13 protein-coding genes are annotated in these 12,734 nt (G+C 39.0%); 12 read left to right on the plus strand and 1 reads right to left on the minus strand.

Annotation, left to right across the window (positions count from 1 at the left end):
* Nucleotides 1-80 precede the first annotated feature (80 nt).
* The 3 genes from BO15_RS0105130 to BO15_RS0105140 all read left to right on the plus strand — a co-directional run bounded on the left by BO15_RS0105130 (nucleotide 81) and on the right by BO15_RS0105140 (nucleotide 3,491).
* On the plus strand, nucleotides 81-956 hold the full coding sequence (locus tag BO15_RS0105130) for a helix-turn-helix domain-containing protein (protein WP_033152977.1): 876 nt from the start codon (nucleotides 81-83) through the stop codon (nucleotides 954-956).
* Between the two features lie 90 nt (nucleotides 957-1,046).
* Nucleotides 1,047-2,087, plus strand: a complete 1,041-nt coding sequence (locus BO15_RS0105135; RefSeq protein WP_033152979.1) for a D-alanine--D-alanine ligase family protein — start codon at nucleotides 1,047-1,049, stop codon at nucleotides 2,085-2,087.
* 24 nt (nucleotides 2,088-2,111) lie between these two features.
* Nucleotides 2,112-3,491 carry a UDP-N-acetylmuramoyl-tripeptide--D-alanyl-D-alanine ligase gene (locus BO15_RS0105140; protein ID WP_033152981.1) on the plus strand — a complete coding sequence of 460 codons (1,380 nt, stop codon included), beginning with the start codon at nucleotides 2,112-2,114 and terminating at the stop codon, nucleotides 3,489-3,491.
* A gap of 35 nt (nucleotides 3,492-3,526) precedes the next feature.
* Here the strand turns inward: BO15_RS0105140 and BO15_RS0105145 are convergent, their stop codons facing one another.
* The gene (locus BO15_RS0105145) at nucleotides 3,527-4,258 is read right to left on the minus strand and encodes a lysophospholipid acyltransferase family protein (RefSeq protein WP_033152983.1); all 732 of its coding nucleotides are present in this window, start codon (nucleotides 4,256-4,258) and stop codon (nucleotides 3,527-3,529) included.
* Nucleotides 4,259-4,555: 297 nt separating this feature from the next.
* On the opposite strand from BO15_RS0105145, the gene BO15_RS0105150 reads away from it, so the two are divergent.
* From BO15_RS0105150 to BO15_RS0105190, 9 genes are all read left to right on the plus strand, one after another.
* A complete protein-coding gene (locus BO15_RS0105150) occupies nucleotides 4,556-4,819 on the plus strand; it encodes a Veg family protein (RefSeq protein ID WP_242843752.1) in 264 nt (87 codons plus the stop codon).
* Between the two features lie 208 nt (nucleotides 4,820-5,027).
* On the plus strand, nucleotides 5,028-6,131 hold the full coding sequence (locus BO15_RS0105155; RefSeq protein ID WP_052169777.1) for a coiled-coil domain-containing protein: 1,104 nt from the start codon (nucleotides 5,028-5,030) through the stop codon (nucleotides 6,129-6,131).
* Entirely contained in the window at nucleotides 6,128-6,838 is a 711-nt protein-coding gene (locus BO15_RS0105160; RefSeq protein WP_052169778.1) for a hypothetical protein, read from the plus strand. The genes BO15_RS0105155 and BO15_RS0105160 overlap by 4 nt, the downstream gene beginning before the upstream one ends.
* Before the next feature lie 19 nt (nucleotides 6,839-6,857).
* The gene (locus BO15_RS0105165; protein ID WP_033154706.1) at nucleotides 6,858-7,730 is read left to right on the plus strand and encodes a methionyl aminopeptidase; all 873 of its coding nucleotides are present in this window, start codon (nucleotides 6,858-6,860) and stop codon (nucleotides 7,728-7,730) included.
* Complete coding sequence (locus BO15_RS0105170) at nucleotides 7,730-8,425, plus strand: pseudouridine synthase (protein ID WP_052169779.1); 696 nt, start codon at nucleotides 7,730-7,732, stop codon at nucleotides 8,423-8,425. Before BO15_RS0105165 ends, BO15_RS0105170 begins: the two co-directional genes overlap by 1 nt.
* Before the next feature lie 122 nt (nucleotides 8,426-8,547).
* Nucleotides 8,548-9,735 (plus strand): ABC transporter substrate-binding protein, encoded by a 1,188-nt coding sequence (locus tag BO15_RS0105175; RefSeq protein WP_033152988.1) that lies wholly within the window; start codon nucleotides 8,548-8,550, stop codon nucleotides 9,733-9,735.
* Nucleotides 9,736-9,993: 258 nt separating this feature from the next.
* Nucleotides 9,994-10,875 (plus strand): branched-chain amino acid ABC transporter permease, encoded by an 882-nt coding sequence (locus BO15_RS0105180; RefSeq protein ID WP_033152990.1) that lies wholly within the window; start codon nucleotides 9,994-9,996, stop codon nucleotides 10,873-10,875.
* 9 nt (nucleotides 10,876-10,884) lie between these two features.
* Nucleotides 10,885-11,958 carry a branched-chain amino acid ABC transporter permease gene (locus tag BO15_RS0105185; RefSeq protein ID WP_033154707.1) on the plus strand — a complete coding sequence of 358 codons (1,074 nt, stop codon included), beginning with the start codon at nucleotides 10,885-10,887 and terminating at the stop codon, nucleotides 11,956-11,958.
* A complete protein-coding gene (locus BO15_RS0105190; RefSeq protein WP_033152992.1) occupies nucleotides 11,958-12,716 on the plus strand; it encodes an ABC transporter ATP-binding protein in 759 nt (252 codons plus the stop codon). Before BO15_RS0105185 ends, BO15_RS0105190 begins: the two co-directional genes overlap by 1 nt.
* Nucleotides 12,717-12,734 lie beyond the last annotated feature (18 nt).

A 12,734-nucleotide genomic window follows, 5' to 3' on the forward strand; every position in this document is an offset into this window, starting at 1 on the left:
ATAAAATTTTCAAGGATTTTTAACCTCCTGATTATATAATCTCCGCTTTGGGTAGAAAGATATATCAGGAGGTTATTTTTATGGTATTGAAGAATTTAGGAAGAAATATGCACAGTTACAGAAAGTCTAATGGTTGGAGCCAGGAGACCATGGCATGGAAACTAAAATGTGCACCTTCCACTCTTTCAGGAATTGAAACAGGTAAGACTTGTCCGAGCGTGAAAACCTTTGACAAAATTTGCGTCGAATTTGAGATGCATGGAGTTGATTATCATGAATTGACAATGGATGAGAACTTGGAATTCCAAAAAGTTAAGGAGGAACTAATTTTAGCCTTAAATTCTAAGGGAAAAAAGACCATTGAAAAGAAACTTGAAAAGTTTAAAAAATATATGGATCATGAAAATGAGGAGCATCAGAAATACGTGCTGCTTAGTGATTTAGTTTACATGTTGAAGAGCGGAATGGATAAGGAGGAATTTATTGAAAGAATAGAGAAATTATTCCCGACGAATCAAGAAATGGAAAAATCTAAATTGCTAACTGGCCATCAGTTTACTAAATTGGAGCATTTTGGTATTTATCTGAAGGCAAATGCTTTACTTGAGACAGGGTATCTTGAAAAAGCGCAGGAGCTGTATGAGTTATTACTAAATAATGGTTTTCATGACAACACTGATTATTATAGAAAAAGATGTAATTCTATTTCAGCAAGTTTAGCGAAATTACTTATAGCGAAGCATGATTATATGAAAGCTGAAAAGTGCATTGGATATATCTTTTCAAAAGCCATTAAAAATATTGACGGAAGAGTGTTCTTCCAGGTTATGTGTCTGCAGCAAGAATTGTTTAAAGAGATGGGAAACACGGAGGGGGAGAAAATAATAAATGATTTCTTTGAAGCGGCAGCAGTTATGGTAAATTATTTTAATAACTATTACACCATAACAGACTAATAAAGTAGATAAATAAAAAAGTGACTTTATATATTGAAAGAAAAAACGTATAATGTGGTTCGGAAAAAACATTTTTAAAGAGGATATATTATGGATATAGTAGTTTTAGCAGGCGGACTTAGCTCTGAGCGTGACGTATCTTTTAAATCTGGTTCAATGGTAGCAGAGGCACTTAGAGCCAGAGGACATAGAGCATTAGTACTTGATGTTTTTATGGGATATTCTGATGCAGAGTGTGATATTACAGATATTTTCGAGGATAGCATTAACAATTCGGTTAAGGTTGAAACAATCCCATCAGAAGCTCCAGATATTGATGCTATCATTAAAAGCAGAGCTGATCAGAGCCCAAGCTTTTTCGGACCAAATGTTATAAAGATTTGCCAGAAGGCTGATATTGTATTTATGGCACTTCATGGCGGAGATGGCGAAAGTGGTAAGGTTCAGGCTGCTTTTGATTTATATGGAATCAAATATACAGGAAATGACTACATCTCAAGCGCCATAGCTATGGATAAGCAGATGACAAAGGAATTCTTCAACAGAGCAGGTGTGCCTACACCTGTTGGCACATCTCTAAAAAAAGCAAACAGAAAAGGATTTAAGTTTGACAAATTCCCTTGTATTGTAAAGCCAAACTGCGGTGGATCATCTATTGGTGTTACAATCGTAGAAAAGGCAGAGGATTTAGATGCAGCTTTAGATGCAGCATTTGAATGGGAAGATGAAGTTGTAATCGAGCAGTTCATTAAGGGCCGTGAGTTCTCTGATGGTGTTATGGAAGGTAAGGCTCTTCCTGTTATTGAAATTGCACCAAAGCAGGGATTCTACGATTACAAGAATAAATATGCAGCTGGCTCTGCAGTAGAGACATGCCCAGCTGACATTAGCGAGAAAGCTACTCAGGCTATGAAAAAATACGCCGAGATGGCATTCAAGGCACTTGGGCTTACTACATATGCCCGCATGGATTTCATGATGGATGAAAATGAAAACATCTATTGTCTTGAGGCAAACACACTTCCAGGAATGACACCAACAAGCTTACTTCCACAGGAAGCAAAGGTTATTGGCATGGATTTTGAAGATTTATGTGAGCATTTGATTAAGGTGTCTTTAAAGAAATACTAAGATATAGAAGTAAGAGTGATATTTATGAAGAACATGACATTGGCAAGGATTGCCGAAGTTACAAACGGAAGATTAGTTTTAAAAACTGGCTGTGAGTCTGCACAGAATCAGGAGATTGCAGGAGCTGTAAATGATAATCGTAAGGTTGAAAAGGATTTCCTTTTCATTCCTATGGTTGGCGCTCGTGTGGATGGGCATGATTTCATAGAGGATGCATTTTCAAAGGGTGCGTTAGCTACATTATCTGAGAAAGAGCTTGATAATCCTAGCGGACCATATATTCAGGTTCAGGATACAAAGCTTGCACTTAAGCAAATTGCAACAGCATACAGAATGGAGCTTTCTATTCCAGTAGTTGGTGTTATTGGTAGCGTAGGAAAGACTAGTACAAAAGAAATGATTACATCAGTTCTTGAAACAAAATTTTCTGTTTTAAAGACTGAGGGCAATTTTAATAACGAAATCGGTCTTCCACTTACAATCTGTAGAATTAGAGACAATCATCAGGTTGCAGTTGTTGAAATGGGAATATCTGATTTTGGAGAAATGCATCGTCTTGGCGATATTGCAAAGCCAGATATTGTTGTTATGACAAATATCGGCCAGTGTCATTTGGAGTTTTTAAAGTCTAGAGACGGTATTCTTCAGGCAAAGACAGAGGTATTTGAACACATGCCAAAGAATGGTCTTGTTATCCTTAATGGTGATGATGACAAGCTAATCAATGCCAATACACTAGGACTTAGAAAGATTTTCTATGGCCTAAACGGTCAGCAAATCAATGCCACAGATGTAAAGCCAAATGGTCTTACAGGAACTGATGCAACTCTTAATGTTGGGGATGAACATATCGATGTTACAATCCCATTGCCAGGCAGCCATAATGTTATGAATGGACTTGCAGCAGCTGCTGTTGGAAAAGAGCTTGGCCTTACAATTCAGGAGATTGCAAAAGGGTTATCAAAGGCAGAAACAATTGCCGGTAGAAACAACATCATTACTATTCGTGATATCAACATTATCGATGATTGCTACAATGCAAACCCTGTATCAATGAAGGCTTCTATTGAGGTCCTTGGAAAGGCTACAGGCAGAACAATTGCAGTCCTTGGTGATATGGGAGAACTTGGACAGGATGAGCGTCAGCTTCATTACGAAATCGGACAGGCTCTTGAGGATAATCATATTGGATATGTATTCACTGTGGGAGATTTATCAGAAGAGATTAATAAATCATTATCTCAGAAGAATAGCTCTTGCATGGCTCATCATTATACTGATGTGGATCTTATGCTTGAGGATTTACTTCCTATCATCCGCGGTGGAGATACCATTTTAGTAAAGGCATCACACTTTATGAACTTTACAAAAGTAGTTGAAGCATTAAAAGAAAGATTAGCATAAATATTAAAGGCACCTCAGACGAGGTGCCTTTTGATTTAGATTAATTTTGCGTCTTTTTCTAACTGATCTGCGAGAATGCCTCTTACGTATGCGCCTGGCTTCTTTTTGTTGTCGCCTTCAAGAACTGTAGTGTCAATCGCAGGGCAGAAGGTAACGATGACGCGAGTTTTCTTTAAGCGAGGAAGATGTGTCTCGAAAACTTCTCTTGTGTTTGTGAAAGCTACTGGTACGATAGGACAACCAGTTTTTGTGGCAATTTTAAAGCTTGCTTCGTGGAATTCAGCCATCTCGCCAGTCTTTGAACGAGTACCCTCAGGGAAAACAAACATTGAAATGCCAGATTTAATGTATTCCTGTGCTTTTATAATAAGCTTTAAATCCTGTCTAGGATCTGTTCGTGTAAGGAATAGACAATAATTCATGTGCATCCATACATTTAAAAGTGGTACCTTTTCAAAGGTTTTCTTTGAAAGAAAACCAGTGACTGCTGGGCAAAGGTGATAACCAAGTACTACATCGAAAAAGCTTTGATGGTTACCAATGAAAAGTACTGCTTTGTCCTTAGGAATATTCTCAAGTCCTTTTACTTCGTATTTTACTCCGGCTAAGAATGCAACTACGCCAAATGCCCAAGCTACAATGTTGTAAGCGATTTTATCCTTGGCTGGTTTATTGAACAAACCTAAGATAAGAAGAATTAGCCAGATTGGAATACTACAAATTAGGAATATAACAACGAAAGCTACTGTTATTATGGTTCTAATCATAGAGTCCTCCATATTTTGATGTATTATTCAGATATTTTCTCCGAATGCTTATATTATAGAATAGCTATAATTAATTATCAATGAAGAGAAAATGAATAATTACTCATAAAAAATGAATGGTATTAATAAACTATCAGTTATATCTAAATTTAATTTGGCTTAAAATGGTGATGATTGTAAGTGGTTCAGGAGTTTTTTATAATAATTATTCAAAATAATGGCCGTACTTTTTGACAAAATTCACAAAAAGTGATAAAATAGCCCCAACGACATAAGAGTATATCATTAAATACTCAAATGCTAGAAAAGGGGGAGGACATCGTGGAACGCGAGGACTTTGACAAAGTACGTGAATCGGTTAGATCGCAGTGCGGTAGTAGAGTTGTAATTCAGTTAGACAGAGGACGTAATAAGGTAGACATCCAGCAGGGTGTTATACAGGAGGCTTATCCTAGTGTATTCACTATCTTAGTTGACGACACAGAAACAAGCCCATCACAGTTACTTTCTTTCAGTTATACAGATATTATTACTAAAGAGATTCGCATGAAACTTTGCTAAGCTTGGTTTGCTAGTTACAACTAAATATGGATTTGGTAGGACCGTCGGATTATTCCGGCGGTTCTTTTTTGTTTTTTTGTGAAGGATGTCTGAATAGTTGTGTAAAATTATTGAAAACTGGGCTTGTAACTTGTATCATAATGTAGAGAGATTATGAGAATTTGCACTAGATATTGGGCTTAGGCTCAGGTTTTTGGAGATAGTGTTTATGAAATACAAAAAAATATTTAAGTCTGTTTTGGGAGTAGCCCTTATAGGCTGTCTTCTTGCATCAGATTCAATTATTTCTAAAGCGGTACGTTCTGTTTCGGAAATCGAGGCGGAGCAGGATGCTTTACAGGATGAAATCGACACATTGGATTCTGATTTATACGAATTAGTTAGCCAGATTACAGAAATAGAAACAGCCATTTCAGATACAGAAGCAGAAATAGAAGAAACAGCAGCAGCCTTGCAGGAAGCACAGGATGCAAGGGACGAGCAATACGAAGCTATGAAGCTCAGAATCAAATATATGTATGAGACTGAGGACCCTAGTGTTTTCGAGATGTTACTTGAGTCTGGTTCTATTAGCCAGTTCTTAAATAGATTAGAGTACGCAAGCAGCGTATATGACTATGATAGAGAAAAGCTTGAGCAGTTCGAAGCTACACAAGCTGAAATCGAGGAATTAGCAACTGCTCTTGACGAAGAAAAGGCAGGTTTGGAAGCATCCAAATCAGAATTAGCAACCCAGGAATCAGCCCTTGAAACAATGATTAGTGAAAAGCAGGGCGAGATGGATGACTTGGATGAAGAACTGAAGGAAGCAAAAGAAATTGCAGCAAGAGAAGCGGCACTTGCAGCAGCAAGAGCAGCAGCTGCAGCGGCAGCAAATGGCAACACATCCGGTGGCGCCAACACATCAGCAAGTTCAAGCTACAATGTTAATGGAGATTTAAATCCTGGTTACGCTACTGGCATTAGCGGATCCAGTGTTGTTTCTTTTGCAAATCAGTATGTAGGATGTCCATATGTATGGGGAGGAAATTCCCTTGGCGGTGGATGTGACTGCTCTGGTTTTGTCCAGCAGGTACTGGCCAACTTTGGCATTACTTATGGTTCGCGAATGACTTCTGGTTCATTTAGGAGTGTGGGTCAAGAAGTTAGTTACAATTATATGCAACCCGGTGATATAGTTTGCTACCCAGGACATGTAGCAATATACCAAGGTGGAGGTACAATTGTGGAAGCACAAAGTACTGCTACTGGTATTACTAATTACCGATCAGTTAATTGCCATTCAATAATTACTATACGAAGGGTACTATGAGAATCAATAAACTCGTAAAACCTATAGTGTTAATTCTGTGCGTAGCTGTAATGGCCTACGCACTTCTTACTATGGGAAATAACAGAGCAAAGCTGAACTATCAGGAACACCTGGAGGATACAGCGGTTACCGTTGATTCAGAGGAAATCACATTCCAGGATTTAGCTTTTTATATCCTCTACGAAGAAGGTAAGATAGAAGAGCAGGCCAGAATCTATAATCCTGATTACACCAAGGATTACTGGAATCTCCACACAAACGATACTTTCATACAGCTAGAGGCAAAAGAGGTTGTGTTGGGGATGGCAGTTCACGATCATCTTTTTTATCAGATGGCAGTGGCAGAAGGCATGGATACCCTTACAGAGGAAGAGGAGCAGGAGCTAGAATACCGAACCACGGATTTCTGGGAAGACCTGCTTGATATTCAGTGGGAAAAGCTTCCATGTTCAGAAGAAACTATTAACGAACAAATCAGACTTGCTGCCATAGCTGAAAAATATCAGAATTATTTGGCAGAGGAGCTTGGCCCTAGTCAGGCTGCCTACAAGTATGATGGGTACTATTATAAGCAGATAATGGAACAACACCAGGTCAAAACGAACGACAAACTTTGGGATAGACTGGTACTTGGTGATATAACATTATCCCACGGTAAGCTTAATTATATTAATGGATTAACTGATGAGGACAAGAAAAAGAAATAAAAGAAGAAAGGCAATAGAGATGGTTAAATTAAACAGAAACGACCCTTGCTGGTGTGGCAGTGGCCGTAAATACAAGCAGTGCCATGAGGCAATGGATAGAAAAATCGAAAGCTTTGCAGTTAAGGGCCACAAGGTACCAAGACACGATATGCTCAAAACACCTGAGCAGGTTGCAAAGATTAAAGAATCTGCAGTTATTAATATGGCATGTCTTGATGCTGTTGCAGAGGCTATTTGCGAAGGTATGCCAACATCTGAAATCGATAGAATTGTACATGAGACAACAATCAAAATGGGAGGTATTCCAGCACCACTTAACTACGAGGGCTTCCCATATAGTGTATGTACATCTGTAAATGATCAGGTTTGCCATGGATATCCATCTAAGGATGTTATTCTTAAAAGTGGAGATATCGTAAATGTAGACTGTTCTACAATTCTTGATGGTTATTTTTCTGATTCGTCAAGAATGTTTATGATTGGCGATGTAGATCCAGAGACAAAGAAGCTGGTTGAAGTAACAAAGGAATGCTGCGATTTAGGCTTGGCGCAGGTTAAGCCATGGGGATTCCTTGGCGATGTAGGTGCTGCTATTTGTGAGCATGCTCATGCAAATGGGTACCAGGTTGTACGTGAAATCGGTGGCCATGGTGTAGGCTTGGAGTTCCATGAGGATCCATGGGTTGGATATAACACACTTCCTGGCACAGAACTACTATTAGTTCCAGGATTCATGTTTACAATTGAGCCAATGATTAACATGGGCACACAAAAGATTAAAACTGATCCTAACAACGGTTGGGAGGTTTCTACTTTAGACGGTAAGCCTTCTGCTCAGTGGGAATATCAGGTACTTGTAACAGAAACAGGCTATGAGGTAATTTCATATTGATGCGATTAGATAAATTACTGGTTGAATTAAATATCGGAACCAGGTCTGAAGTAAAGGCTCTTCTAAAGAAGGGCCTTATTTTAGTTGACGGAGAAAAAATAAATAAACCTGAAACAAAGGTAGATGAAAATAGTGTAACTATTTCTTATGGTGGCAAAGACTATGCTTATGCCCAGTTCCACTACTATATGATGAATAAACCAAAAGGAGTGATTACAGCCACTGAGGACAAAAAAGAAGCCACAGTAATGGATTTGTTTTACCGCGAATGTCCTGATGCACCAAAAGGCTTAGCTCCTGTTGGTAGATTAGATAAAGATACTACTGGTTTGCTCCTTATCACAAATGATGGAGCCTTGGCTCATGAATTACTATCCCCAAAAAAACATGTAGATAAAACTTATTTTGTTACTTTGGATGGCCCTCTTACATCTGAGGATATAAATGCACTTGAAAATGGAGTTCATATTGGTGAAGGAGACTTAACAGCACCTTCTACCATCAAATATGAAGGTGGAAATACATGTTATATAACAATTCATGAAGGAAAATTTCATCAAGTAAAAAGAATGTTTTTTGCAGTTGGAAAACAGGTGCTAGAGCTGAAAAGAACGGCGTTTGGACCACTTTTGTTGGACGAAGAATTACTACCAGAAAGTCACATCATCGAACTAAAGCGTGAAAGTTTTTATTGACGATTTAATTTACAAAGTTTAATATAATTTCAACGAGGGGTTTTGGCCTTTAAAGTGATGAAGTGAGAAAGTGGAATATGCTTTTTGGGGAAAGCCTATTTCATGTCATAGGAGGGATTAGTATGAAGAAAAGAATGTTAAGCCTTGCTCTTTGCGGTGCAATGGTAGCAACAATGTTTGCAGGATGTGGGGACAATAGTGCATCAACAGGTTCGTCTGAGAATGTTGACACATCAGGAGAGCTTACTTGGAAGATTGGTGGTATTGGACCAACTACAGGAGGAGCTGCTCAGTACGGACAGGGCGTTATGAATGCAATACAGATTGCTGTTGATGAAGTTAATGCAGCAGGCGGTATCAACGGATATCAGGTAGCATTTAATTTCCAGGATGATGAGGCAGATCCTCAGAAGGCAGTTAATGCTTACAACACATTAAAGGATTGGGGAATGCAGATTCTTGAAGGTACTGTAACATCAGGTGCATGCGCAGCAGTATCAGCAGAGACATACAACGACAGAATCTTCCAGGTTACACCATCTGCATCATCTACAAGTGTTACTGAGGGACACGACAATACATTCCAGATTTGTTTCTCAGATCCTAACCAGGGTACTGTTTCAGCAGATTACATTGCAGAAAATGGTCTTGGAAACAAAATTGGTATTATCTATGATAGCTCAGATCCATATTCAACAGGTGTTTACCAGAACTTCGCTACAGAGGCAGCAAATGTAGGACTTGAAATCGTAGCAACAGAAGCATTTACAGCTGATTCAAAGACAGATTTTACAACACAGCTTCAGAAATGTAAGGATGCAGAAGCAGATCTTCTTTTCCTTCCATTCTACTATACAGAAGGCTCAATCGTACTTACACAGGCTAACAAGATGGGCTACGAGCCAACAATGTTCGGTGTAGATGGATTTGACGGATTGCTTGGTGTTGAAAACTTCGATGTAAGCCTTGCAGAAGGTGTATATCTTCTTACACCATTCGCAGCTGATGCAGATGATGAGGCAACACAGTCATTCGTTTCTAAGTATGAAGAGCAGTACGGCGGAACACCAAACCAGTTCGCAGCAGATGCTTACGATGGAATCTACATCCTTAAGGAAGCTCTTGAGTCAGCAAATCTTACTCCAGAGGCTTCAAATGAGGAAATCTGCGAAGCACTTATCGCAGCAATCCAGGAAGTAAACTATGACGGACTCACAGGAGAAGGCATGACATGGAATGCAGCTGGTGAAGTATCTAAATCACCAAAGGCTGTCATCATCCAGGATGGTGGATACGTATCTGTACAGTAATCCACATCCGGTGGTTACGTTCACAAACAAAGTCCGGATGTTACGTCCACAAGCCTGATGAATTCTTCGCTCGAAGATTTCTCGCTTAAGAATTATCAGAGCTTGTGTACTACATCCTCATCTAAATGATGTACACATTGAATGTGAACTACCACCTCATCTAAATATTGCACATCAAAGACGATGCGGAGCACCTTCCTCAGGAACACGGGGGAGGCCGCATCGTGTTTAAATTATACGGGAAAGAGAGTAGTAATTATGGGTTTTTTAACTTATTTAGTTAATGGGTTAAGCCTTGGTAGCGTTTATGCCCTTATAGCACTTGGTTATACCATGGTATATGGTATTGCAAAGATGCTGAATTTTGCCCACGGAGATGTAATCATGATTGGTGCATACGTGGTGTTTATGTGCATGTCTAATTCCGGCATGCCTGCTGTTGTTTCTATTGTTATTTCAATAGTATGCTGCACAGCCTTAGGAATGATAATAGAAAAGATAGCATACAAACCACTTAGAAAGGCAACAAACCTAGCGGTCTTGATTACAGCTATCGGTGTCAGCTACTTCTTGCAGAATATGGCGCTCATGATATTTGGCTCAAATCCAGTTTCTTTTACATCTGTTATTAATTGGGAAGGTCTTTCGCTTGCAGGTGGAGCTTTAAAGATTACAGGAAATGCCATTGTTACAATCATCACTTGTGTGGTTATCATGATTGTATTGATGTGGTTTGTAAAGAATACAAAGCCAGGTCAGGCAATGAGAGCCGTATCAGAGGACAAGGATGCAGCAGTGCTGATGGGAATTAACGTAAATGCAACTATTTCTCTTACATTTGCAATTGGTTCTGGACTTGCAGCAATCGCAGGTGCATTGCTTTGTTCATCATATCCATCACTTACTCCATACACAGGCTCAATGCCAGGTATCAAGGCATTTACAGCTGCTGTATTTGGTGGTATCGGTTCAATTCCAGGAGCTCTTGTTGGTGGATTATTACTTGGTATAATCGAAATTTTAGCAAGAGCATATATTTCAAGTCAGCTTGCAGATGCCATCGTATTTGCGGTATTAATCATTGTATTGCTTGTTAAGCCAACTGGTATTTTAGGCAAGCAAATCAAAGAGAAAGTGTAGGTGACAGGCATGAAGAAACTAAACAAATCTACACAAAAATTAATAACAACCGTAGCGGTAATAGTTGTTCTTTACATTGTAATGTCAATAATGGATGGAACTGGAAATCTAAGCTCTTTAATGAGCGGATTATTGGTTCCAGTATGTGCATATTCACTTGTAGCCGTTGGACTTAACCTTTGTGTTGGATACTTGGGCGAATTGTCATTGGGACATGCAGGATTTATGTGCGTAGGCGCATTTACATCTGCATTTTTCTCAAAGTTATTCCAGGATTCCATCCCAGATGTACCACGCTTTATTCTTGCACTTATCATCGGAACTTTAATGGCTGCATTATTTGGATTCTTGATTGCCATTCCAGTACTTAGATTGAGCGGCGATTATCTTGCAATCGTTACACTTGCGTTTGGTGAGATTATCAAAAATGTAATCAATGTTTTGTACGTAGGTGTTGACTCAAATGGCCTTCATTTTTCAATCAAGGATCAAATGTCTCTTGGTATGGAGCTTGATGGCAAGATGCTAGTAAATGGTGCCCAGGGAATTACAGGTACTCCTAGACAATCAACATTTACTATTGCAGTTATTCTTTTGATAGTGGCACTTATCGTTACACACAACTTTGTAAATTCAAGAACTGGTAGAGCAGTAAAGGCTATTCGTGACAATCAGATTGCAGCAGAGACAGTAGGTCTTCCAGTTACAAAATACAAGCTTGTAGCATTCACTATTTCCGCTGCTATAGCAGGTGTAGGTGGAGTTTTATATGCTCATAATATCAACTCCCTTACAGCTACAACAAACAACTTTGGATACAACATGTCTATCATGATTCTTGTATACGTAGTCCTTGGTGGAATTGGTAATTTCTCTGGTTCTGTAATTGCAGCAGTTGTTCTTACAATGTTGCCAGAAATGCTTAGAGGACTTTCAACATACAGAATGCTTATTTACTCAATTGTTTTGATTGTGCTTATGTTATTTAATTGGGCTCCTGCAATTCTTAAGTGGCGCGAGGAACACGGTATTACTACAGCTGCAATTGTAGGCAAGTTTAAAAAGACAAAGGAGGTGCGCTAATGAGCTTACTTGAAGTTACTAATCTTGGCATTTCCTTTGGTGGACTTAGAGCCGTAGATGAGTTTAATCTAACAATCGAACAGGGAGAGTTGTACGGCTTGATTGGTCCTAATGGTGCTGGTAAGACTACAGTCTTTAACATGCTTACAGGTATTTACCAGCCAACAGACGGCAAAATCTTCCTTGATGGAAAAGATATTACAGGAAAGAAAACTGCAGAAATCAATAAAGCTGGTATAGCTAGAACATTCCAAAACATCCGTCTTTTTGGAGATCAATCAGTACTTGATAATGTAAAAATCGGATTACACAATTCCTTTGACTACGGAACAGCCACTGGAATCTTCAGATTGCCTAAATATTTCAATGTGGAAAAGGCAATGGATAAAAAGGCATTGGAAATTTTGTCAGTGTTTGGGCTTGATAAGGAGGCTGATGTACTTGCATCAAATCTTCCTTATGGAAAGCAAAGAGAGCTTGAAATTGCCAGAGCCCTTGCTACAAATCCAAAGTTGCTTTTATTGGATGAGCCAGCAGCTGGTATGAATCCAAACGAGACAAAGGACTTGATGAACACAATCGCGCTGATTAGAAAAGAATTTGGCGTTACAATTCTCCTGATTGAGCATGATATGAAGCTTGTTTCGGGAATCTGCGAAAAGCTTACAGTTTTAAACTTTGGTCGTGTGCTTTCACAGGGGCAGACAACTCATGTATTAAACGATCCAGAAGTTATTAAGGCATATTTAGGAGAATAATTAAGAATAAAATCTAGA

Source organism: Pseudobutyrivibrio ruminis HUN009 (assembly GCF_000703005.1).
GTDB lineage: Bacteria > Bacillota > Clostridia > Lachnospirales > Lachnospiraceae > Pseudobutyrivibrio > Pseudobutyrivibrio ruminis_A.

What these genes read in the sequence shown, in the direction of transcription:
- BO15_RS0105130 (WP_033152977.1), top strand. Translation starts at nt 81, where the DNA reads ATGGTATTGAAGAATTTAGGAAGAAATATGCACAGTTACAGAAAGTCT.
- BO15_RS0105135 (WP_033152979.1), top strand. Translation starts at nt 1,047, where the DNA reads ATGGATATAGTAGTTTTAGCAGGCGGACTTAGCTCTGAGCGTGACGTA.
- BO15_RS0105140 (WP_033152981.1), top strand. Translation starts at nt 2,112, where the DNA reads ATGAAGAACATGACATTGGCAAGGATTGCCGAAGTTACAAACGGAAGA.
- BO15_RS0105145 (WP_033152983.1), bottom strand. Translation starts at nt 4,258, where the DNA reads ATGATTAGAACCATAATAACAGTAGCTTTCGTTGTTATATTCCTAATT.
- BO15_RS0105150 (WP_242843752.1), top strand. Translation starts at nt 4,556, where the DNA reads ATGCTAGAAAAGGGGGAGGACATCGTGGAACGCGAGGACTTTGACAAA.
- BO15_RS0105155 (WP_052169777.1), top strand. Translation starts at nt 5,028, where the DNA reads ATGAAATACAAAAAAATATTTAAGTCTGTTTTGGGAGTAGCCCTTATA.
- BO15_RS0105160 (WP_052169778.1), top strand. Translation starts at nt 6,128, where the DNA reads ATGAGAATCAATAAACTCGTAAAACCTATAGTGTTAATTCTGTGCGTA.
- BO15_RS0105165 (WP_033154706.1), top strand. Translation starts at nt 6,858, where the DNA reads ATGGTTAAATTAAACAGAAACGACCCTTGCTGGTGTGGCAGTGGCCGT.
- BO15_RS0105170 (WP_052169779.1), top strand. Translation starts at nt 7,730, where the DNA reads ATGCGATTAGATAAATTACTGGTTGAATTAAATATCGGAACCAGGTCT.
- BO15_RS0105175 (WP_033152988.1), top strand. Translation starts at nt 8,548, where the DNA reads ATGAAGAAAAGAATGTTAAGCCTTGCTCTTTGCGGTGCAATGGTAGCA.
- BO15_RS0105180 (WP_033152990.1), top strand. Translation starts at nt 9,994, where the DNA reads ATGGGTTTTTTAACTTATTTAGTTAATGGGTTAAGCCTTGGTAGCGTT.
- BO15_RS0105185 (WP_033154707.1), top strand. Translation starts at nt 10,885, where the DNA reads ATGAAGAAACTAAACAAATCTACACAAAAATTAATAACAACCGTAGCG.
- BO15_RS0105190 (WP_033152992.1), top strand. Translation starts at nt 11,958, where the DNA reads ATGAGCTTACTTGAAGTTACTAATCTTGGCATTTCCTTTGGTGGACTT.